Origin of the sequence: Aeromonas sp. ANP5, from assembly GCF_963870295.1 — a bacterium.
In the GTDB taxonomy this organism is placed as follows: Bacteria; Pseudomonadota; Gammaproteobacteria; order Enterobacterales; family Aeromonadaceae; genus Aeromonas; species Aeromonas veronii.
The window spans coordinates 1-21,667 of sequence record NZ_CAWMRY010000051.1; the positions used below are offsets into that span (position 1 = coordinate 1).

The 21,667-nt window shown below is 57.2% G+C and carries 16 protein-coding genes and 2 pseudogenes; 10 read left to right on the forward strand and 8 right to left on the reverse strand.

The window, feature by feature from the left end; translation table 11 throughout:
- Window positions 1–18 precede the first annotated feature (18 nt).
- Window positions 19–1,041 (forward strand): annotated as a pseudogene (locus tag AACT07_RS20610) (IS3 family transposase); the annotation flags it as partial.
- A 38-nt stretch (window positions 1,042–1,079) separates the two neighbouring features.
- Here the strand turns inward: AACT07_RS20610 and AACT07_RS20615 are convergent.
- From AACT07_RS20615 to AACT07_RS20645, 7 genes and pseudogenes are all read right to left on the reverse strand, one after another.
- Window positions 1,080–1,280: pseudogene (locus tag AACT07_RS20615) on the reverse strand (transposase domain-containing protein); the annotation flags it as partial.
- A 390-nt stretch (window positions 1,281–1,670) separates the two neighbouring features.
- On the reverse strand, window positions 1,671–2,636 hold the full coding sequence (locus AACT07_RS20620) for an alpha-L-glutamate ligase-like protein (RefSeq protein ID WP_069529802.1): 966 nt from the start codon (window positions 2,634–2,636) through the stop codon (window positions 1,671–1,673).
- A gap of 3 nt (window positions 2,637–2,639) precedes the next feature.
- The gene (locus AACT07_RS20625) at window positions 2,640–4,178 is read right to left on the reverse strand and encodes an inactive transglutaminase family protein (RefSeq protein WP_005337699.1); all 1,539 of its coding nucleotides are present in this window, start codon (window positions 4,176–4,178) and stop codon (window positions 2,640–2,642) included.
- 3 nt (window positions 4,179–4,181) lie between these two features.
- Window positions 4,182–4,970, reverse strand: coding sequence for an ATP-dependent zinc protease family protein (locus AACT07_RS20630; RefSeq protein ID WP_005337698.1), 789 nt, complete (start codon window positions 4,968–4,970; stop codon window positions 4,182–4,184).
- A gap of 52 nt (window positions 4,971–5,022) precedes the next feature.
- On the reverse strand, window positions 5,023–6,000 hold the full coding sequence (cmoB, locus tag AACT07_RS20635) for a tRNA 5-methoxyuridine(34)/uridine 5-oxyacetic acid(34) synthase CmoB (protein ID WP_069529803.1): 978 nt from the start codon (window positions 5,998–6,000) through the stop codon (window positions 5,023–5,025).
- On the reverse strand, window positions 5,997–6,743 hold the full coding sequence (gene cmoA / locus AACT07_RS20640) for a carboxy-S-adenosyl-L-methionine synthase CmoA (RefSeq protein ID WP_069529805.1): 747 nt from the start codon (window positions 6,741–6,743) through the stop codon (window positions 5,997–5,999). Before cmoA ends, cmoB begins: the two co-directional genes overlap by 4 nt.
- Window positions 6,744–7,018: 275 nt before the next feature.
- Complete coding sequence (locus tag AACT07_RS20645) at window positions 7,019–7,867, reverse strand: DUF72 domain-containing protein (RefSeq protein ID WP_069529807.1); 849 nt, start codon at window positions 7,865–7,867, stop codon at window positions 7,019–7,021.
- Window positions 7,868–8,029: 162 nt separating this feature from the next.
- On the opposite strand from AACT07_RS20645, the gene AACT07_RS20650 reads away from it, so the two are divergent.
- The 3 genes from AACT07_RS20650 (at window position 8,030) to AACT07_RS20660 (ending at window position 10,923) form a co-directional block, all read left to right on the forward strand.
- Window positions 8,030–8,281 (forward strand): FmdB family zinc ribbon protein, encoded by a 252-nt coding sequence (locus tag AACT07_RS20650; RefSeq protein WP_005337686.1) that lies wholly within the window; start codon window positions 8,030–8,032, stop codon window positions 8,279–8,281.
- Window positions 8,282–8,313: 32 nt separating this feature from the next.
- On the forward strand, window positions 8,314–10,080 hold the full coding sequence (aspS, locus tag AACT07_RS20655) for an aspartate--tRNA ligase (protein WP_005337684.1): 1,767 nt from the start codon (window positions 8,314–8,316) through the stop codon (window positions 10,078–10,080).
- 102 nt (window positions 10,081–10,182) lie between these two features.
- Complete coding sequence (locus tag AACT07_RS20660) at window positions 10,183–10,923, forward strand: YebC/PmpR family DNA-binding transcriptional regulator (protein ID WP_005337681.1); 741 nt, start codon at window positions 10,183–10,185, stop codon at window positions 10,921–10,923.
- A gap of 606 nt (window positions 10,924–11,529) precedes the next feature.
- On the opposite strand, the gene adhE is transcribed toward AACT07_RS20660, so the two are convergent.
- Window positions 11,530–14,196 (reverse strand): bifunctional acetaldehyde-CoA/alcohol dehydrogenase, encoded by a 2,667-nt coding sequence (adhE, locus tag AACT07_RS20665; RefSeq protein ID WP_005361612.1) that lies wholly within the window; start codon window positions 14,194–14,196, stop codon window positions 11,530–11,532.
- Between the two features lie 840 nt (window positions 14,197–15,036).
- On the opposite strand from adhE, the gene AACT07_RS20670 reads away from it, so the two are divergent.
- The 6 genes from AACT07_RS20670 (at window position 15,037) to oppF (ending at window position 21,547) form a co-directional block, all read left to right on the forward strand.
- Window positions 15,037–15,672 carry a YchE family NAAT transporter gene (locus tag AACT07_RS20670; RefSeq protein WP_005337678.1) on the forward strand — a complete coding sequence of 212 codons (636 nt, stop codon included), beginning with the start codon at window positions 15,037–15,039 and terminating at the stop codon, window positions 15,670–15,672.
- 279 nt (window positions 15,673–15,951) lie between these two features.
- Window positions 15,952–17,571 (forward strand): ABC transporter substrate-binding protein, encoded by a 1,620-nt coding sequence (locus AACT07_RS20675; RefSeq protein WP_069529808.1) that lies wholly within the window; start codon window positions 15,952–15,954, stop codon window positions 17,569–17,571.
- A 98-nt stretch (window positions 17,572–17,669) separates the two neighbouring features.
- Window positions 17,670–18,590 (forward strand): oligopeptide ABC transporter permease OppB, encoded by a 921-nt coding sequence (oppB, locus tag AACT07_RS20680; RefSeq protein WP_005337672.1) that lies wholly within the window; start codon window positions 17,670–17,672, stop codon window positions 18,588–18,590.
- Between the two features lie 14 nt (window positions 18,591–18,604).
- Entirely contained in the window at window positions 18,605–19,516 is a 912-nt protein-coding gene (gene oppC, locus AACT07_RS20685; protein ID WP_005347162.1) for an oligopeptide ABC transporter permease OppC, read from the forward strand.
- Window positions 19,517–19,570: 54 nt separating this feature from the next.
- Window positions 19,571–20,551 carry an ABC transporter ATP-binding protein gene (locus tag AACT07_RS20690; protein WP_005337668.1) on the forward strand — a complete coding sequence of 327 codons (981 nt, stop codon included), beginning with the start codon at window positions 19,571–19,573 and terminating at the stop codon, window positions 20,549–20,551.
- Window positions 20,552–21,547 carry a murein tripeptide/oligopeptide ABC transporter ATP binding protein OppF gene (gene oppF / locus AACT07_RS20695; protein WP_069529809.1) on the forward strand — a complete coding sequence of 332 codons (996 nt, stop codon included), beginning with the start codon at window positions 20,552–20,554 and terminating at the stop codon, window positions 21,545–21,547.
- Window positions 21,548–21,667: the final 120 nt, after the last annotated feature.

The window sequence follows — 21,667 nt, forward strand, 5'->3', positions numbered from 1 at the left end:
TTTAGTTGACCACTACAGCCCGTCCCTGAGCTCTGTCGCGAGCCTGGCATCAGCACGACAACCATTCTACAAATGGCGTTCCAAATTTGGCGGGATGGATGCCTCCCTCATGGCTCGCCTCAAGGAGTTGGAGGACGAAAACCGCCGACTCAAGAAGATGTATGCCGAGGAGCGCCTCAAGGCCGAGATCATCACCGAGGCCATGGCAAAAAAGTGGTAACGCCATCAGCCCGCCGGGAGATGGCGACCCAGGCCGTGGCTCACTACGCCATATCCATCCGCTTGGCTTGCCGGGTATTCATGGTCAGCGAAAGCTGTTATCGCTACCAGCCCGTGCTAGCCGATGAAAACCAGAAGATTGCTGACTGGCTGCTACGGATCACGGCCAGCCAGCGCAACTGGTGCTTCGGGCTCTGCTTCCTCTACTTGCGCAACGTCAAAGGGTTTGGTTGGAACCACAAACGGGTGTACCGGATTTATCGGGAGCTTGAGCTCAATCTACGGATAAGGCCTAAGAAACGGCTGGTGCGTGCCAAACCGACGCCATTGGCGGTTCCTGACCAGCCCAACCACTGCTGGTCAATGGATTTCATGCACGATCAGCTCAGTGATGGTCGCTCAGTCCGGCTCTTTAATGTGATCGACGACTTTAATCGTGAGGCACAGTGCATTGAGGTGGATTTCTCCTTGCCGGCAGCCCGGGTGAAACGGGCGCTGGAGCAGGTGATCGCGTGGCGTGGCAAGCCGGCGGAGATCCGCTGCGATAATGGCCCGGAGTACATCAGCGAAGAGCTGAAGAGATGGGCTGAGAAGCAGGAGATCCGGTTGGGTTACATTCAGCCCGGCAATCCGCAGCAGAATGCCTACATCGAGCGGTTTAATCGGACGGTACGCTACGATTGGCTGGGTCATTACATATTTGAATCACTCCATGAGTTACAGGAGTTTGCAACGAACTGGCAGTGGCTTTATAACCATGAACGTCCCAATATGGCGCTGGGTGGCTTCACGCCAAAACAGCACCTGGCAAAGGCCGCATAGTCCCTACTTTTGGATGCCCCTAAAAATGGGGGGATTACCATGGGGACGTGGCAGAAGATGGCCATGCCGATGATGGCCCAGACCAGACGCTCCATGGGCATGCGGCGACGACGCAGGGTCGCGATATCCTCTTCGGCGAGCAGCGTCGTGATGAGCTCGGGAGGAATGAGGTCTGAGAGTGACTCAAACTGAGCGGCATTGCTAGCGTGGAGGAAGTCGAGAGCGTGAGCGATACGCATAAAAAATCCGAAACCAATCAACAGGTTTCGGATTTTCACACAACAGAAGGATCGGTCAATGGATCCTTAACTGATCGGCATTAGCATCTTGGCGCCGGTTTTTTTATACCTGAGATTTATCCATCCTCTGACATAGTGGCCACACTCTTCTCGTTCCATCGTTCCATCGTTCCATCGTTCCATCGTTCCATCGTTCCATCGTTCCATCGTTCCATCGTTCCATCGTTCCATCGTTCCATCGCTCTCCTCGCTACTCCAAGCTGCCGTTCGCTGGCGTACTCGTCGTTTCGAAATGAGGTGCTGACCCTATGGTTGGGAACGGGATGTGCCGACAGACAATAGCCATAAAAAAAGCGCGCCATAGGCGCGCTCAGTTCACAAGCGGAGGCGTTATTCATCAAAGATCCCGAAGTGATCCTTGGCGAAATTGACCCGCTGCTCCACGTTCATCTTCACCTGGCCCAGCTTCTCGATGGTCTTGAGATTGGGTACCAGGCCGCGACCGTTGGCGATCTGGATGGCAAGGCCGGGACGGGCATTGAGCTCCAGCAGCATGGGGCCGCGGAACTTGTCCAGCACCATGTCAGTACCTATATAGCCCAGACCCGACATCTCGTAGCAGGAGGCGGCCAGGGTGAGCAGGGTATCCCAGTGGGGCACCTTGAGCTCATAGAGGTCGAGGCCGGTATCCGGATGGTGGCGCAGCGGATTGCCAAACTGCACCGCCCGCAGGGCACGACCGGTACGCAGGCACAGACCCACCCCCACGGCGCCCTGGTGCAGGTTCGCCTTGCCGTCGGAGGCGGCGGTGGAGAGGCGCATCATCGCCATCACCGGGAACCCCTTGAAGATGATGACCCGAGCATCGGGTACCCCTTCAAAAGAGTAGCCGTCGAACACATCATCAAAGTTGATGAGGCCTTCCACCAGTGCCACGTCGGGCTTGCCGCCGAGGGAATAGAGCCCCGCCAGAATGTTGGAGACATGGCGCTCCAGATCCTGACCGTTGGAGGCGCTGCCGTTGGGTTTATAGAAGAGGCCATCTTCCTGACGCAGGATCACTAGGATCCCCTTGCCGCCCGAGCCACGGGCCGGCTTGATGCAGAAGCCCGGCCAATCTTTTACCAGCTCGGTGATGCGACCTACATCGTGCTGGGCACGGATGGTACCGATAAGCTCAGGCACGGTAACGCCTGCATCCAGCGCAATTTGCTTGGTCTGCAGCTTGTCATCCACCAGCGGATAGAGGCTGCGCGGATTGTAGCGGCTGATGTAGGAGTGGTTGCGCTTGTTCATGCCGAGGATGCCTGATTGGGACAGGCTCCACGGGGTGGTGTATTTTTCCCAGAACCACATCGGTTACTTGTCCTTACCCGGGGTGACGCCAGATTTCATCTCGTCCACTAGCGGCTTGAAGCGCTTCAGTTCGCTCAGCTTGTAGCCGGTGTAGTTACCCATCAACAGCACGGTCGCCATCAGCACCAGCTGCAGGCCGAGGAAGTTGAAGGTGAGGTGACGAATAAGCTCGTTATCCATGGCCAGATAGGCGATGACGGCAACCAGTAGAGAGCCACCACCCTGGCGGAACACCTCTTTCGGGCCCTCTTCTTCCCACAGGATGGACATCCGTTCGATGGTCCAGGAGAGGATGATCATCGGGAAGAAGGTGATCTTCATGCCGTCGGTCAGCCCCAGCTTGAAGGCGAACGCGGAGAAAATACCGATCATCGAGATAACCATGATGATGATGGCCGATATTCGGGCGACCAGCAGCAAGTTAAGCCGCGACAGATAGGAGCGGATGATGAGACCGGTGCCGACGATCAGCAGGAAGCCGATGAGGCCGGTGACCAGTGAGGTCTGGATAAAGGCGACCGCGATCAGCACAGGCATAAAGGTACCGGAGGTTTTGATCCCCACCAGAACCCGCAGGAACACCACCATCAGCACGCCGATAGGGATCAGCAGCAAGCCCTTGAACAGGGTCTGCTCTTCCAGTGGCAGGCTGTGGATGGAGAAGTTCATCATCTCTGATTTTTCGAACTTCTGCGCCAGTGCTACGCTGACCGGCTGCTCCTGCTCGATCATCGAGAAGCTGACACGGGAGTTGTGACCACCGGTCACGTCCAGCAGGGCGCCGGAGTTATATTCCCACAGCAGCAGGTTGGCCGGACGACCCTGTTCACCGGTTTGCGGGTTGAACAGCTTGTAGTCGGTCGGGCTGTTGAATACCTGCAGGTAATCCACCAGCTCCTGACGACGGCGGCCATCTTCCAGATTCAGGGCATGCACCACGCGGGTGGGGACGTCAGCATTGTTGAGCAGCTCGGCGATCAGGTTGGCGCGGCTCTTGTGCTTTTTCAGCAGCTCGGCGTTCTGCTCCTGCTTCTCGATCTCTTTGATGATCTCGCGAGTCAGGGTGTAGCCGTCGGCAGAGCGCTCCTGTGCCCGCTCGAGGATCTGCTTCATCGCGGTGGCATAAGGCTCACTCTCGATCTGCTTCTCGATGGCTGGCGGCTGCGGATTGGCGGCCGGTTTGGCGTGGGCATCCGCCATCATGTCGACGCGGTAGTAGAGCTCCTGACGGCCGGAGGCGGTGCGGATGGACCACTCGGCGCGGGCATCACCATCTTTCTCGACGAAGGAGAGGCCGTAGCCGGGGCTGGCGGCGTTCTCGTTCATCAGGGTGAAACCGGGCTGGGTGCCCGGAATGGCCAGGGAGGCGATCACCGGCTCACCGGTCGCCTCGAACTCAAGCTTGGCTTCGATGGACCAGATCTGGCGCTTTTCACCGGGCGTCAGCGGCACATCCAACGCGATATGGTGATAGATCGTCATCCCCAGGCCGACAATGTACAGCAGGGCTACCAGCAAATAGAACGGCTTACGGGAAACCATGGATTATTTCACATCCTTGAGCTTGGGTTTGGGTTGGATATATTCGCGGGCCACATCAACCACGGCGATGTCTTTCAAAAATTCGCGACCCAGCAGCACAGGGAAGGTCATGTCGCTACGGTCTTTCAGGGTAAATTCGGCTTTCTCGGTCATGTCGCCAATGCGCACGGCCAGACGCACCACCGGACGGCGGTCCAGATCGTCGGCAGAGGCCTGACGCACCCGCACATGGCGTACCAGCGGCGCTTCGATCTGGATCTTGTCGTCCACTTCCTGATGGCTCAGGAAAAAGCGCACCCAGTTTTTGCCGTTGCGCTCGAAAATGGTGATCTCCTGCGCACTAATGGAGGAGGTGGTCGCACCGGTATCGACCCGCGCCTGGAAGGCGTCGTTGGCCGCATCAACCCAGATCCACTCGGCTTCACCGACCATCAGCTTGCCATCGATGGTGTGACCCTGATTGGGGGCCGGGCACTTCTCGGTGGGGATGGCCATCGGCTTGGGCGGCTCGGAGGGGAGGGTGGCGAGCTTGTGGTCTACTTGCTTGACGGACTCTTTCATATTGGTGACATCTGTGTTGAGCTGAACCAGCAGGTGCTGTTGCTGCACATACTGCTTCTGTTGCTGTTCCATGGATGTTTGCAGGCGCTGCTCGCTCTGGCTCAGCTCGCTACGAAGCTCGGCCAGCGTCAGAGCAGGAACCTGAGGCGCTTTTTCCATATTGACACACCCGCCGAGACTAAGCAGGGAGAGCAGGGTCATTCCTTTTAATTTGCTTTTCATGTCATTCATTTAACTGTGCTTCCTGGAATTGGGTCAGTGTAACTTCCTGAATCGCCATCGGCTAGTCTTTGGCCTTGCGGGCAATCAGTACGGCACGTTTCGGCGCCGGGTGTCCTTCTACCGTGAGTGCCGGATTGTCTGGATCCAGATAGTCACTCAGGGATTCATTAATCATCCAGTCGGTACGACGCTGTTCGTCGGTGCTGGTCATATTCTCGTCTACTATCCGCACGTCGGTGAAGCCGCAGCGCTCGACCCACAGCTTGAGGGCGCGGCTTGAGGGAATAAACCAGACGTTGCGCATCTTGCCGTAACGGTCAGTGGGCATCAGCACGTCGTTGACCCCGCCGTCAATCACTAGCGTCTCCAGCACCAGCTCGCCATCATCTTTCAATTGATTGCGCAGCTGCTCGATGTGCTCGATGGGGGATTTGCGGTGATAGAGCACCCCCATGGAGAAGACGGTGTCAAAGGCACGCAGCTCCGGCAGCTCCTGAATACCGAGCGGCAGCAGGTGGGCGCGCTGATCATTGCCTGCGAAGTGGCGAATGGCCTCGAACTGGCAGAGGAACAGCGAACTCGGGTCGATGCCGACCGCCAGCTTGGCCCCTTCACCCACCATGCGCCAGAGGTGGTAACCGCTGCCGCAGCCCACATCCAGCACGTAACGGCCTTCGAGCGGGCTGATATGGGGCAGCACCCGATCCCACTTCCAGTCAGAGCGCCACTCGGTATCGATATGGATGCCGTGTACGGTGAACGGCCCTTTGCGCCAGGGCATGAAGTGGCGCAGCAGGCTCTCGACCTTCTTGCGCTCCCCTTCGCCAAGGCTCTCGGCCGAGCCAATCTCGACCCGGCTTTTCAGCTCGATGTTGCCGGGGGAGACCACCGGCAGCTTGTTGAGGGCGCGGTTCCAGCGGGGCAGGTCGCCATGCTGGTTGTCATGTTGCCAGGCGTGCAGCTGGGCGGGCAGGGTATGCAGCCAGTGGCTCAGCCGGTTTTTGGCAATCAGTTGATAGAAATTGGCAAAGTCGATCATGGCTGGGCGTCGCTGGATTTGATGGCAATCATGGAGCCGAAGTTGAAGCACTGGAACCAGAGATCCTGATGGACGAAACCGGCATCCCGCAGGCGTGCCTGATGCACCGGCAGGCTGTCGGTGCGCATCACGTTCTCAAGGGCAGTGCGTTTCTGGCTGATCTCCAGCTCGCTGTAGCCATTGGCCCGCTTGAAGTCGAGATGCAGATCGATCAGCAGCTCGTTGACCGGTTCATCTTCGAAGCGGAACTTTTCGCTCAGGATCAGGATCCCGCCCGGGCGCAGACCATCGTGAATGCGCTGGATCAGGGCGGCCCGTTTCTCTGGTTCGACAAATTGCAGGGTGAAGTTGAGCACCACCACGGAGGCGTTCTCGATCTCGATGTCGCAGATATCTGCTTCCACCAGCTCCACCGGCACCTCGGATTTGAAACCGGAGAGGTGGGCGCGGGCGCGCTCGATCATCGGATGGGAGAGATCCACCGCGGTGATGCGGCAGCCGGACTGGCTGACATGGCGACGCATCGCCTGGGTCGCGGCGCCCAGTGAGCAGCCGAGATCATAGAGTCGGCTCTCGGGTTGGGCGTAGCGGGCGGCCATCATGCCGATGGCAGAGATGATGTTGCTGTAACCCGGCACCGAGCGCTGGATCATATCGGGAAACACGTCGACGACCTGTTCGTCAAAACAGAAGTCTCCCAATCGGGCGATCGGGGCGGCAAAAATTTGATCTTTGGTATGCATGCTGGCGCAACCTGACAGTCGGGACATCACCCGGCTGTATTGTTCAATTGAGTCGTTGGGTGACACCCATCAGAGTAGATTTATCACCTGTTTACGAACGGGGTAGCTGGTCGTGAAATCCTTTGGACCTGTCCTGTTCGTACGGGCCATGTTCCGGACCCTTACTTGGGGCGGTAGTGTAGAGGATTGATGGCCGTTTGTCTTGACGCCAGGGCTTGCCACGCCACAAAAAAGCACTTTTTTTGCAGCGAAACGATGGCCGCAGAATGGGTTGGCTAAAAGCGCAGCACTCCCTGCCGTGCGCGATCGTTTTCCCCCGGCCAGGGGGCCATCTCCTGCTCCAGCAGGCGGGTGATCTGGCGGGCCAGCTCGGGGGCCTGGGCGTTGTCGGCAGTATGTATATAGAGGTAGAGATCCTTGCCCTCCGCCAGCCACTGGCGCCAGTGGGGGAGCCAGCTGGGCAGGAAGGGGTGATTGGCCGCCGGATCCGGCAGGCCGATAAAGCGCACCATGGGGGCGTTGGCGGTGGCCAGCAGATGCACCGGCAGGCGCGGTTTCTTGCCCTGGGCATCGACAAGGGCTGGCGTGGTTGCTTGCACCGAGAAGAGTGGCCGGCTGTCGAACATCACCCGGTTCACACCCTGTTCCATCAGCAGCCGGTTCAATGCCCGCTCGGCCTCCCCCTTGGCGAAGAACTCAGGGTGACGCACTTCGAGGGCGTAGCGAAACGCCCGCGGCAGCCGATCGATGAAGGCCGCCAGTCTGGCCAGCCCCTGTGGCCCGAAACGGGCGGGCAACTGCAGGGTGAGCAGCCCCAGCTTGTCGTGCAGCGGGGCGAGCAGGCGAATAAAGTCGGCGACTTGTTTGTCTGCGCTCACCAGATCGCTCTGGTGGCTGATGGTTTGCGGAAATTTGAAGTTGAAACGAAAGTGATTGGGCACCGCATCAGCCCAGCGCTGTACCGTGTCCGGCGTCGGCAGGGCGTAGAAGGTGGTGTTGCCCTCCACCGAATTGAACACGGTGGCGTAGTGGGCGAGGTGTTCGGCAGGCTTGGCGCCAAGGCCCAGCAACTGGCCGGGCCAGCTGGGGTGGGACCACTGTGGCAGGCCCAAATAGAGGCTCATGGTGGCTAATCTCTTCGCTCTTGGTGCATTCGTGCCGATTTTTTGCCCGCTTTTTGCCATCGAGTGCAAAAAACTGGCGAAAGGAGGCTGCTGGCCATTTTACCCAAAAGGGGGTTTTCCTCTATAATGCCAGCCCTTTTGTTTTTCAATTTCTTGTGACCCATGCCTATCTACGAATATCGTTGCGACGTCTGTGGCCATGAATTGGCAAAACTGCAAAAGCTTTCCGATGCCCCCCTGACCGACTGTCCGGCCTGTAGCAAGCCGAATCTGGTCAAGCTGATATCGGCGGCAGGCTTCCGGCTCAAGGGAACCGGATGGTACGAGACTGATTTCAAACCGGGTAAGAAAAAGAATCTGGCCAGCTGTGAGACAGACGGTGCTTGCCAGTCGTGCCCGGCGGCCCAAGGTTAACCGTCTCTCTACAATTTCGAAGGAAGAAGTCCATGCGCTCTATCTATTGCGGACAGGTCAATGAGGCCCATGCAGGGCAGACCATTACATTGTGCGGTTGGGTTCATCGTCGTCGTGATCTCGGCGGTCTGATCTTTATCGATATGCGCGACCGGGAAGGGATCGTTCAGGTGTTCTTCGATCCGGACAAGCCGGACGCGTTCGCCCTGGCCTCCGAGCTGCGCGGCGAGTTCTGCATCCAGGTGACCGGCGTGGTGCGCACCCGTCCCGAGTCCCAGCGCAACAGCGACATGGCCACTGGCGCCATCGAAGTGTTCGCCCACGAACTCAACATCATCAACCGTGCCGAGCCGCTGCCGCTGGACTTCAATCAGGTCAACAGCGAAGAGATCAGCCTCAAGTATCGCTACCTGGATCTGCGTCGTCCCGAGATGGCCAAGTACCTGAAGACCCGTGCCAAGGCCAGCGCCTTCGTACGCCGCTTCATGGACGAGCACGGCTTCCTCGATATCGAGACCCCGATGCTGACCAAGGCCACTCCGGAAGGTGCCCGTGACTATCTGGTGCCGAGCCGCGTGCACAAGGGCAAGTTCTACGCTCTGCCGCAATCACCCCAGCTGTTCAAGCAGTTGCTGATGATGTCCGGCTTCGATCGCTACTACCAGATCGTCAAGTGCTTCCGTGACGAAGACCTGCGTGCCGACCGCCAGCCGGAATTCACCCAGATCGACGTGGAGACCTCCTTCATGACCGCGCCGCAGGTGCGTGAAGTGATGGAAGAGATGATCCGCAAACTGTGGCTGCACATCCTGAACGTGGATTTGGGCGACTTCCCGATCATGACCTTCGACGAAGCCATGCGTCGCTACGGCTCCGACAAGCCGGACCTGCGTCTGCCAATGGAGCTGGTCGATGTGGCTGATCTGCTGACCGCTGTCGAGTTCGCCGTGTTCGCTGGCCCCGCCAACGATCCGAAAGGTCGTGTGGCTGCCCTGAAAGTCCCGGGCGGCGCCGAGCTCTCTCGCAAGCAGATCGACGAATACACCAAGTTTGTCGGCATCTACGGTGCCAAGGGCCTGGCCTGGATGAAGGTTAACGAAGCTGCCAACGGCATCGAAGGCGTGCAGTCTCCGGTTGCCAAGTTCCTCTCTGACGCCATCGTGCGCGAGATCCTGGCTCGTACCGGCGCTGCCGACGGCGACATCATCTTCTTTGGCGCTGACAGCAAGAAAGTGGTCTGCGATGCCATGGGCGCCCTGCGTCTGAAAGTGGGTCGCGATCTGGGCCTGCTGGAGAACAGCTGGAAACCGCTGTGGGTCATCGACTTCCCGATGTTCGAGGAAGATGGTGAAGGTGGTCTGGCCGCCATGCACCACCCGTTCACCGCGCCGAGCAACATGAGCCCGGCCGAGCTGAAAGCCAACCCTGTGGGTGCTTACGCCAACGCCTACGACATGGTGATCAACGGCTACGAAGTGGGTGGCGGCTCTGTCCGTATCCACAACAGCGAGATGCAATCCACCGTGTTCGATATCCTGGGTATCACCCCGGCCGAGCAGCGTCTGAAGTTTGGCTTCCTGCTGGATGCCCTGAAGTACGGCACCCCGCCGCACGCCGGTCTGGCCTTCGGTCTGGACCGTCTTAGCATGCTGCTGACCGGCACCGAAAACATTCGGGACGTCATCGCCTTCCCGAAAACGACCGCGGCTGCCTGTCTGATGACAGACGCCCCCAGCCTTGCCAATGCCGCCCAACTGGGTGAGCTGGCGATTGCAACCACCGTCAAGGGCGACGAGTAAGCCGATACCGGCACCGGAGGCCGCCGCCGTGCGGCCTCTGTGTTTCCCTTGGGTTAGTCATGATCAGTGTTACTGACATTTAAAAAATAACGGAGAGTCTCTATGGCAGGTCACAGTAAATGGGCCAACATCAAACACCGCAAGGCCGCTCAGGACGCCAAGCGTGGCAAGATCTTCACCAAACTGATCCGCGAAATCACTACCTCCGCGCGTCTGGGTGATGCCGATCCCGCCAACAACCCGCGTCTGCGTGCTGCGGTGACTGCCGCCCTGACCAACAACATGACCCGCGACACCATCAACCGTGCCATTCAGCGTGGCGCCGGTGGTGGCGATGGCGAACAGCTCGAGACCATCGTGTACGAAGGTTACGGCCCGGCTGGCTCTGCCGTGATGGTAGAGTGCCTGACCGACAACCGTAACCGTACCGTAGCCGAAGTGCGTCACGCCTTCAGCAAGTGCGGTGGCAACCTGGGTACCGACGGCTCCGTTGCCTATCTGTTCAGCAAGAAAGGTCTGCTGACTTTCGTGGGCGTAGACGAAGATGCCCTGATGGATGCCGCGCTGGAAGCGGGCGCCGATGACGTGGTCACCGAAGAGGATGGCACCATCGAGGTGTACACCACCCCGAACGACTTCGGTACCGTGCTGGACGGTCTGGAAGCTGCCGGCTTCAAAGCCCAGAGCGCCGAAGTGACCATGATCCCCTCCACCGAAGCGGAGCTGGATGCAGAAACTGCACCCAAGCTGATGCGTCTGATCGACATGCTGGAAGATCTGGACGACGTGCAAGAGGTGTATCACAACGGCTCCATCTCCGATGAAGTCGCTGCGACCCTTTGATCGCTGAATCGTGCTCTCCCAATGGCAGCCAGATGGCTGCCATTTTTTTATCTTTGCATCGTGGCAACTGCTGATGTGTCGGTTGAGCAATCGGCGCAACAATTCTCTTCACTGACAATCTTTCCCGCTTTCTCTGCGAATTATCATTGCTCTGTCCATGCCAGTCGGTTGGCCCTGCACGTACGCCAGTCGGCAGTTCTGCTGCGTTGCGTTAGCGAGGCTCCGCTTATCCTGTTTATCACACCTTTAGCTCTTAGATGGCGTTGGCTGCTCACATCTGCCCGTCAGGGTAATTGCTTTGCGTTGCGTTGAGTTGCGTTGTGGGTAGGGGAGAGGAGGTGATGGAGTGTGCTCTTGTTATCACAGGTGGCCCATCAATACAGAGTCACAGGTTGGGATGTCGATAACGGATTGGCTGGGGCGGGTTGGTTGGTTGGTTGGTTGGTTGGTTGGTTGGTTGGTTGGTTGGTTGGTTGGTTGGTTGGTTGGTTGGTTGGAAAGTTCGGGGCTGCACTACCGCAATCGGCTGGAGAGAGGAGCGCTGTGATAAGTGGCAGATAAAAAAAGCCCGCGCAGTGCGCGGGCTTGTTATCTCAGGACCGGTTATCAGGCCTTGGATTTCTTCTTGCCTTCAACCTTGGCTTCAACCGGGGCAGCAGTTACCGGAGCGGCTTCGGTGAACGGACGACCGTAGTAGGAGTCCAGCAGAACTTGCTTCAGCTCGCTGATCAGCGGGTAGCGCGGGTTGGCGCCGGTGCACTGGTCATCGAAAGCTTCGATAGCCAGCTGGTCAACCTTGGCCAGGAAGTCAGCTTCAGTCACGCCAGCTTCGCGGATAGAGGCCGGGATACCCAGGGTAGCCTTCAGCTCGTCCAGCCAGGTCAGCAGCTTCTCGATCTTGGCGGCGGTGCGGTCACCGGCAGCAGTCAGACCCAGGTGGTCAGCGACTTCGGCGTAACGACGACGAGCCTGCGGACGGTCGTACTGGGAGAACGCAGTCTGCTTGGTCGGGTTGTCGTTCGCGTTGTAGCGGATGACGTTGCTGATCAGCAGGGCGTTAGCCAGACCGTGCGGAATGTGGAACTCGGCACCCAGTTTGTGAGCCATGGAGTGGCACACACCCAGGAAGGCGTTGGCGAACGCGATACCAGCGATGGTGGCAGCATTGTGCACCTTCTCACGAGCGATCGGGTCGTTGGCACCGTTCTGGTAGCTGGACGGCAGGTACTCTTTCAGCATTTTCAGGGCTTGCAGCGCCTGACCGTCGGAGTACTCGTTAGCCAGTACGGAAACATAAGCTTCCATGGCGTGAGTCACGGCATCGATACCACCGAAGGCACACAGGGACTTCGGCATGCCCATGACCAGGTTGGCATCAACGATGGCCATGTTCGGGGTCAGCTCGTAGTCAGCCAGCGGATACTTCTGACCAGACACTTCATCGGTTACTACTGCAAACGGAGTGACTTCAGAACCGGTACCGGAAGTGGTGGTGATACAGACCAGTTCGGCCTTCACGCCCATTTTCGGGAACTTGTAGATACGCTTGCGGATATCCATGAAGCGCATGGCCAGATCTTCGAACGCAGTGTTCGGGTGTTCGTACATCACCCACATGATCTTGGCTGCATCCATCGGTGAACCACCGCCCAGCGCCAGGATAACGTCCGGTTTGAAGGAGTTGGCCATCTCGGCACCCTTGCGAACCACAGCCAGGGTCGGGTCAGCTTCTACTTCGTAGAACACTTCCACTTCCATATTCTGTGCTTTCAGCAGGCTGACCAGTTCATCGGCGTAGCCGTTGTTGAACAGGAAGCGGTCAGTTACGACCATGGCACGCTTTTTACCTTCCAGGTCGCTCAGAGCGATCGGCAGGGAACCACGACGGAAGTAGATGGATTTCGGAAGTTTGTGCCACAGCATGTTTTCTGCCCGTTTTGCGACTGTCTTCTTGTTGATCAGGTGCTTCGGACCCACGTTTTCGGAGATGGAGTTACCGCTCCAGGAGCCGCAACCCAGGGTCAGGGACGGTGCCATTGCGAAGTTGTACAGGTCACCGATACCGCCTTGGGTAGACGGAGTGTTGATCAGGATACGCGCGGTCTTCATCTTGTCGCCGAAGTACTTGATGCGGTCAGCGTTGCGGTCCTGGTCGGTGTACAGACCTGAGGTGTGGCCGATACCACCGATGTTGACCATGTCACAGGCCATATCAACGGCGTTTTCGAAGCTGCTTGCACGGAACATACCGAGCAGCGGGGACAATTTCTCGTGAGCAAACTCATCTTCTGCACACAGCTTGACGCCTTCACCGATCAGGATCTTGGTATCAGCCGGTACAGTTACGCCTGCCATCTCGGCAATCTTGGTAGCTGGCTGGCCAACGATGTTGGCGTTCAAGGCACCGTTGATCAGGATGACTTTACGTACCTTGTCAGCATCTTCTTTGGAGAGCACGTAGCCCTTGTGGGATGCAAAGCGCTCTTTAACCTGGTCGTAGATGGCATCAACAACGATGACTGCCTGCTCGGAAGCACAGACCACGCCGTTATCGAAAGTCTTGGACATCAGGATGGAGGCAACGGCACGCTTCACGTCGGCGGTTTCGTCGATAACGATAGGTACGTTACCGGCACCTACACCGATAGCAGGCTTACCGGAGGAGTAGGCTGCTTTCACCATGCCCGGGCCACCGGTGGCCAGGATCAGGTTGATGTCTTCGTGCTTCATCAGGGCGTTGGAGAGCTCAACAGACGGTTGGTCGATCCAGCCGATGATGTCTTTCGGCGCACCGGCGGCAACAGCGGCATCCAGTACCAGCTTGGCAGCGGTATTGGTGGAGTTCTTGGCACGGGGGTGCGGGGAGAAGATGATGGCGTTGCGGGTCTTGAGCGCGATCATGGATTTGAAGATCGCAGTGGAGGTCGGGTTGGTGGTCGGAACGATACCACAGATGATACCTACCGGCTCGGCGATGGTGATGGTACCCATCTGATCATCTTCGCTCAGAATGCCGCAGGTCTTCTCGTCTTTGTACTTGTTGTAGATGTATTCGGAGGCGAAGTGGTTCTTGATAACCTTGTCTTCGATGATACCCATACCGGATTCTTCCACGGCCATCTGGGCCAGGGGGATACGGGCGTTGTTGGCGGCCAGGGCGGCGGCACGGAAGATCTTGTCTACCTGCTCTTGAGAGAAGCTGGCGAATTCACGCTGGGCTTCCTTAACGCGGGCGACCAGTGCATCCAGTTCAGCCAAATTGGTTACTGCCATGTTTATCTCCTGATTATTTGAAAACTGTTTAGTAAGACGTTGGCAATGCCCGGCAATTATAGTCGCCCTGTCAAGACGGTATCGTTGCAACAGCTTTTTCACATGCCTTACTAAATCGCTTTCTGAGTCGATTATAGAGCGGGGCTGACTCAGAAAAACTTGATCTGGATCATGTGTAACAAAAGAACAAAAGAAATTTTATTTCACAATCCTTGTTTGACTGATGTTATCGGAATGTGCATCAAAGGGAAAGGTGAGAGACTTGTTAATGCAGGGCAATAAACCACATTTATCAAGTGGTTAATTGCACCCAGCCATAGTGTTACAGAGCTATTTTGGCGGTATAGGTTAGCAAATATGAGTGAATTGGTTTCAAAATCACCGACAAACGCACTTTATTCCAGCGTTTGTTGCAAAAATGATTGTTGTTTTAATCCATGACTAATCCGCTTTATTCCCCAAGGGGGTCATTTCTGCCCCCTTTCCCGGTTTTTGCATTGTGGCTCTATTACCGAGTCAATGAAGTGATGTCTGGCCTGAAATAGTGGAAAGGCAAAGTGTGGATTCTCTCGAGTCGCTTGGTCATTCGGTCAGTCATCGTCGGACTCTCTGGTCATGATTAAGCAGGCTTGCGCTCACTTTTCTGGCGCGTGTCGGGCGGTAGAAAGGGCTTTTGGCATCGGTTTATGCCAGTTAGCGCGGATGCATTAGATGAACTAACTAAAAAACCCTCAAAATGGTGAGATTATTTGATTGGTGCCCGCTCTGGCTATGATGTAAATTTACGCACGAAATTAATGGACTGGCCCGCTGGGCCCGAAACTCTATTGGAAGGCGCCTATGGCAGCAATTGACGTCTCGTTGTATCTGAAGTTTTTTGTCGGTTTGTTCGCAATTATCAACCCGCTTGGTTTGTTGCCGGTGTTTGTCAGCCTGACCAGCCACCATACCCAGGCTGAGCGGATGAAAACCAATACCACCGCCAATATCGCGGTGATGGTGATCCTGCTGGTCTCCATGTATATGGGGCAGCTGATCCTCGATGGGTTTGGCATCTCGCTGGCATCGTTCCGGATCGCCGGTGGGTCGCTGATTACCCTGATTGCCTGGTCGATGCTGCAGGGCAAGCTGGGCGAGGTGAAGCACAACAAACAGGAGAAGGGTGAACTGGCGGTGCGCGAGTCTATCGCCGTGGTACCGCTGGCGCTGCCGCTGATGGCGGGCCCCGGTGCCATCTCCTCGGTGATTGTCTATGCCAGCCAGAGCCACTGGCAGCAGCTGCTCGGCATGTCAGTGGTTGTCGTTGTCTTCTCTTTCTGCTCCTGGCTCATCTTCCGCGCCGCGCCGCTGCTGTTCAAGATCATGGGCAACACCGGCATCAACGTGGTGACCCGTATCATGGGTCTTATCATGATGTCGCTGGGTATCGAGATCATGGTGGCCGGTATCAAGGGGGTTTTCCCCAGTTTGATGTGAGCCAGCTCCGCTTTATGAAAGCCGGTCCTCGTGACCGGCTTTTTATTGGTTGCTTTTTGCCCGGTCTTTTCTAGAATCGGTCGTTTGTGTGAAAAATGAGCGCTTTGCCGGTGTTTTAATACTGAAAAAGCGCACGCCAGCTGATTTTTTGACCAGAAAATGACGATTACCCTGACAATATCTGTTGCATTATCGGAATTGGCAGGGAATTATGCTGGGAGCGGGGTTTAACCCCGTCACTTTAAAAAATGCATGGAATGTTCTTGTTGGAGTAGGGAAATGACTCATAAAAAAACAATGATTAACACATTGCTGGTGGCTGCACTGTTTGGTGGCGTCAATGTGGCTCAGGCTGCCGATGTCCCGGCGGGAACCAAGCTGGCTGAAGTCCAGCAACTGGTAAAAGGCAACGGCTCCGAGCCTGCGACCCTTGACCCGCACAAGACCGAAGGAACGGTCGAATCCAATATCCTGCGCGACCTGTTCGAGGGTCTCGTTGCTTCCGGCCCGAAAGGGGAAATTCTCCCGGCGGTGGCTGAATCCTGGGAAACCAAGGATAACAAGCACTACGTCTTCCACCTGCGCAAAGATGCCAAGTGGTCCAACGGTGACCCGGTCACTGCCCACGATTTCGTTTTTGCTTTCCAGCGTGCCGTTGATCCGAAAACCGCCTCTCCTTACTCCTGGTATCTGGAGATCCCGACCATTGCCAATGCCTCCGAGATCATCGCAGGTAAAAAGCCGGCTGATACGCTGGGCGTGAAGGCGACCGACGACTACACCTTCGAAGTGCAGCTCGAGAAAGCGATCCCTTACTTCGTCAGCATGCTCTCCCACACCACCACCTATCCGGTACCGAAGAAGGTGATCGAGAAGTTCGGTGACAAGTGGACCCAGCCGGAAAATATGGTATCCAACGGTGCCTATACCCTGAAGAACTGGGTGGTGAACGAGCGCGTCGAAGTGGAGCGCAACAAGCACTACTGGAACGATGGCAAGACCATTATCAACAAGGTGGTCTATCTGCCCATCCAGTCTACCAACGCCGACCTGAGCCGCTATCTGGCGGGCGAAGTGGACATCACCTATCAGATGCCCATCGAGCGCTTCAAGCAGATGAAGAAAGAGAAGCCGGACGAGCTGAAAGTGACCGGTTATGTTGGTACTTACTACTACCAGTACAACGTCAAGAAGAAGCCGTTTGACGATGTGCGCGTCCGTACTGCGCTCTCCTATGCCATCGATCGCAACGTGATCGCCGACAAGGTGATGGGTCAGGGTCAGACGCCGGGTTACACCCTGGTGCCGGACTTCGTCGATGGCTTCAAGCCGGTAGCGCCCGAGTGGTCGAAGATGACCCAGGCCGAGCGTGATGCCAAGGCCAAGGCGCTGCTGCAAGAGGCCGGTTTCGATGCCAGCAAGCCGCTGAAGTTCGAGCTGCTCTACAACACCGACGACAACCACAAGAAAGTGGCTGTGGCCGTTGCCTCCATGTGGAAGAAGCTGGGCGTGCAGGTGAGCCTGGTCAACCAGGAGTGGAAAACTTACCTGGAAACCAAGAAACAGGGTCAGTTTGACGTAGGTCGTGCCGGCTGGATCGCCGACTACAACGAAGCCTCCTCCATGCTGGATCTGATGCAGACCACCCACGGTAACAACGACGGCAAGTACTCCAATCCGGAGTTCGACAAGCTGATGGATTCATCCCGTGATCAGGTCGATGTGGCTGCCCGTAACAAGCTCTACGTCCAGGCTGAAGAGATCCTGGCCAAGGACATGCCGATCGCCCCCATCTACCAGTACGTGACTGCCCGTATGGTCAAACCCTATGTAGGCGGCTACCCGGCCAACCCGCTGGATAACCTCTATAGCAAAGATATGTACATCATTGCTCACTGATTTAAAGCAACAAGTCGCATAACAAGCAGGGCCCGCCGGACGGCGGGCCTTTATTACAACCGCGACCATTTGGAAGCAGTACAGGACAGGAAATGTCTATGTTGAAATTCATTTTTAAACGGCTATTGGAAGCGATCCCGACTCTGCTGGTCTTGATCACCGTCTCTTTCTTCATGATGCGTTTCGCCCCGGGTAACCCCTTTACCAGCGAGCGTTCACTGCCCCCCGAAGTTATCGCCAATATCGAGGCCAAATACGGGCTCGACAAACCCATTGGCATGCAATATCTCACCTACCTGGGCAACCTGGTGCAGGGTGATTTGGGCCCCTCTTTCAAATACAAGGATTTCACCGTCAATGATCTGGTGAGCCAGGCGCTGCCTGTTTCCGCCAAGATCGGGACCACGGCCTTCTTCTTCGCCGTGCTGCTGGGGGTCACCTTCGGCACCATAGCGGCCCTGAAACAGAACACCATCATCGACTATCTGCTGATGTCGTCGGCCATGGCCGGGGTGGTGATCCCGGGCTTTGTGCTGGCGCCCTTGCTGGTGCTGTTTTTCAGTATTCATCTGGGTTGGTTCCCTGCCGGTGGATGGCAGGGTGGCGGCATCCAGTTTATGGTGCTGCCGGTGTTCGGCATGATGATGTACTACATCTCTGCCATCTCGCGGATCATGCGGGGCAGCATGATCGAGACCATGAACTCCAACTTCATCCGTACCGCCCGTGCCAAGGGCTTGCCGCTGCGCCACATCATCCTGAAACACGCGCTGCGTCCGGCTATGTTGCCGGTGGTCTCTTATCTGGGCCCGGCCTTTGTCGGCATCATCACAGGTTCCGTGGTGATCGAGACCATCTTCGGCCTGCCGGGGATCGGTCAGCTGTTCGTCAACGGTGCCCTTAACCGTGATTACTCCATGGTGCTCGGTCTGACCATTCTGGTCGGCGCCCTCACCATCACCTTTAACGCTGTGGTCGATATTCTCTACGCCTTTATCGATCCCAAGATCCGTTACTAATTCGGGAGTTCATCATGGTTGTTTCAACTGAAAAACGCGATGCCGTCGAGGCGTTCGCGCAAAAAGTGGAAGTGGTGGAGGGGCGCTCCCTGTGGAAGGATGCCCGTCGCCGTTTCCTACGCAACAAGGCGGCCCTGACCAGCCTGATCATTCTGACCATCATCGGTCTGGCGGTCATCTTTGGCCCCCATTTGTCCCAATACACCTTTGACGATCCGGACTGGGGCGCCATGCAGTCGCCGCCCGATATGGAAGCGGGTCACTACTTTGGTACCGACAGCCTGGGGCGCGATCTGTTCGTGCGCACCCTGCTGGGCGGTCGCATCTCCCTGATGGTCGGCATCATGGGCGCCATGGTAGCGGTCATCATCGGCACCCTGTATGGCGCGGCTTCCGGCTTTATCGGCGGGCGGGTCGACAGCCTGATGATGCGGGTACTGGAAATCCTCAACGCCTTCCCCTTCATGTTCTTTGTCATCATGCTGGTCACCTTCTTTGGCCGCAATCTGGCGCTCATCTTTATCGCCATCGGGGCGGTGAGCTGGCTCGACATGGCGCGTATCGTGCGCGGCCAGACTCTCAGCCTCAAGAGCAAGGAGTTTATCGAGGCAGCCCACGTCTGTGGCGTCTCCAAGTGGAAGATCATCACCCGTCACATCGTACCGAACGTACTCGGTATCGTGGCCGTCTACGCCACCTTGCTGGTGCCGGGCATGATCATGTTTGAATCCTTCCTGAGTTTCCTGGGCCTTGGGGTTCAGGAACCGATGACCAGCTGGGGTGCCCTGCTGGATGAAGGCTCCAAGTCGATGGAAGTGGCCATCTGGCAACTGCTGTTCCCCGCCAGCTTTATGGTGGTGACCCTGTTTTGCTTCAACTTCCTCGGGGATGGTCTGCGTGACGCCCTCGATCCGAAAGATCGTTAATCGAGCATCGGGTCGACAGGAAAGCATCACGAAAGATCGATAAGGAGTTTTTATATGAAGTTACTGGATGTGAAAGATCTGCGGGTCGAGTTCAAGACCCCGGATGGCAATGTGGTGGCGGTTAACGACCTCAACTTTTCTCTCTCTGCGGGGGAAACCCTGGGGATCGTCGGCGAGTCCGGCTCCGGCAAATCCCAGACGGCCTTTGCCATCATGGGGCTGCTGGCCAAAAACGGCATTATTACCGGTTCCGCCAAATTTCAGGGCGAAGAGATCCTCAACCTGCCGGAGTCCAAGCTCAACAAGATCCGCTCCGAGAAGATCGCCATGATCTTCCAGGACCCCATGACCTCGCTCAACCCCTACATGAAGGTGCAGGATCAGCTGATGGAAGTGCTGATGCTGCACAAAGGGGTGAGCAAGGCGGAAGCGTTCGAAGAGTCGGTACGGATGCTTGATGCGGTGAAGATCCCCGAAGCACGCAAGCGGATGGGCATGTATCCCCACGAGTTCTCCGGCGGCATGCGTCAGCGGGTGATGATCGCCATGGCACTGCTCTGCCGGCCGCAACTGCTGATCGCCGACGAACCGACCACCGCACTCGACGTGACCGTACAGGCCCAGATCATGACCCTGATGAACGAGCTCAAGCGCGAGTTCAACACCGCCATCATCATGATCACCCATGACCTTGGCGTGGTCGCCGGTATCTGCAACAAGGTGCTGGTGATGTATGCCGGTCGTACCATGGAGTACGGCAAGGTAGACGATATCTTCTATCGCCCGAGCCACCCCTACACCGAAGGTTTGCTGCGCGCCATTCCCCGCCTCGATACCGAAGGGGAAGTGCTGCCCACCATCCCGGGCAATCCGCCCAACCTGCTGCGTCTGCCCACCGGTTGCCCCTTCCAGGAGCGTTGCCACCGGGTCAGCGAGATTTGCGGCCAGCAGTCACCGATCCTGACCCCGTTCAACGACGGTCGGGAGCGTGCTTGTCACTGGGTTTCGGATGCCATGAACAAGGGAGCCAACTAAATGGGTGCCGACAAAAAATTGCTGTTGGAAGTGTCTGACCTCAAGGTCCACTTCAGTATCAAGAGTGGCAAGGCGTGGCCTTGGGCCAAACCGTCCGATCTCAAGGCGGTCGATGGTGTTACTCTGCGCCTCTACGAAGGGGAAACCCTCGGCGTGGTGGGTGAGTCCGGTTGCGGCAAATCTACCTTTGCCCGCGCCATCATCGGTCTGGTGCCGGCGACAGCGGGCAAGGTGGTGTGGCTGGGGGATGATCTTACCAAGCTCGACCAGAATGCCCTGCGCGAGAAGCGCAAAGAGATCCAGATGATCTTCCAGGATCCGCTGGCTTCTCTGAACCCGCGCATGACCATCGGCGACATCATCGCCGAGCCGCTTATCACCTTCTATCCCAACCTGCCACGGGAAGAGGTGAAGGAGAAGGTGCGCGCCATGATGAGCAAGGTGGGGCTCTTGCCCAACCTGGTCAACCGCTATCCGCACGAGTTCTCCGGTGGCCAGTGCCAGCGGATCGGGATTGCACGGGCGCTGATCCTCGAGCCCAAGATGATCATCTGCGACGAGCCGGTCTCGGCACTTGACGTATCCATTCAGGCGCAGGTGGTCAACCTGCTCAAATCCCTGCAAAAGGAGATGGGGCTGTCGCTCATCTTCATCGCCCACGACCTGTCGGTGGTCAAACATATCTCCGATCGGGTGCTGGTGATGTATCTGGGCAACGCCGTTGAGCTGGGGACCCGCAAGGAGATCTTCGCCAATCCGCTGCACCCCTACACCAAGGCGCTGATGTCAGCGGTGCCAATCCCGGACCCTGAGCTGGAGCGCAACAAGGTGATCCAGATCCTGGAGGGGGACTTGCCATCGCCAATGAACCCGCCGTCCGGTTGCGTGTTCCGCACCCGCTGCCCGGTGGCTGGCCCCGAGTGTGCCAAGACCCGCCCCGTGCTGGAGGGGAATTTCGATCACGCAGTCTCCTGCCTCAAGGTCGATCCGCTCTGATGGGCATGTGTTGAACCTGCTTGCGGGGCTCCTTGATGGGGCCCCGATTTATTTTTGACGGCAGTGAAGATGCCTCTTGGCGTTATCTTTTACCGCTGCTACTATCCGCGCAACAAGGGG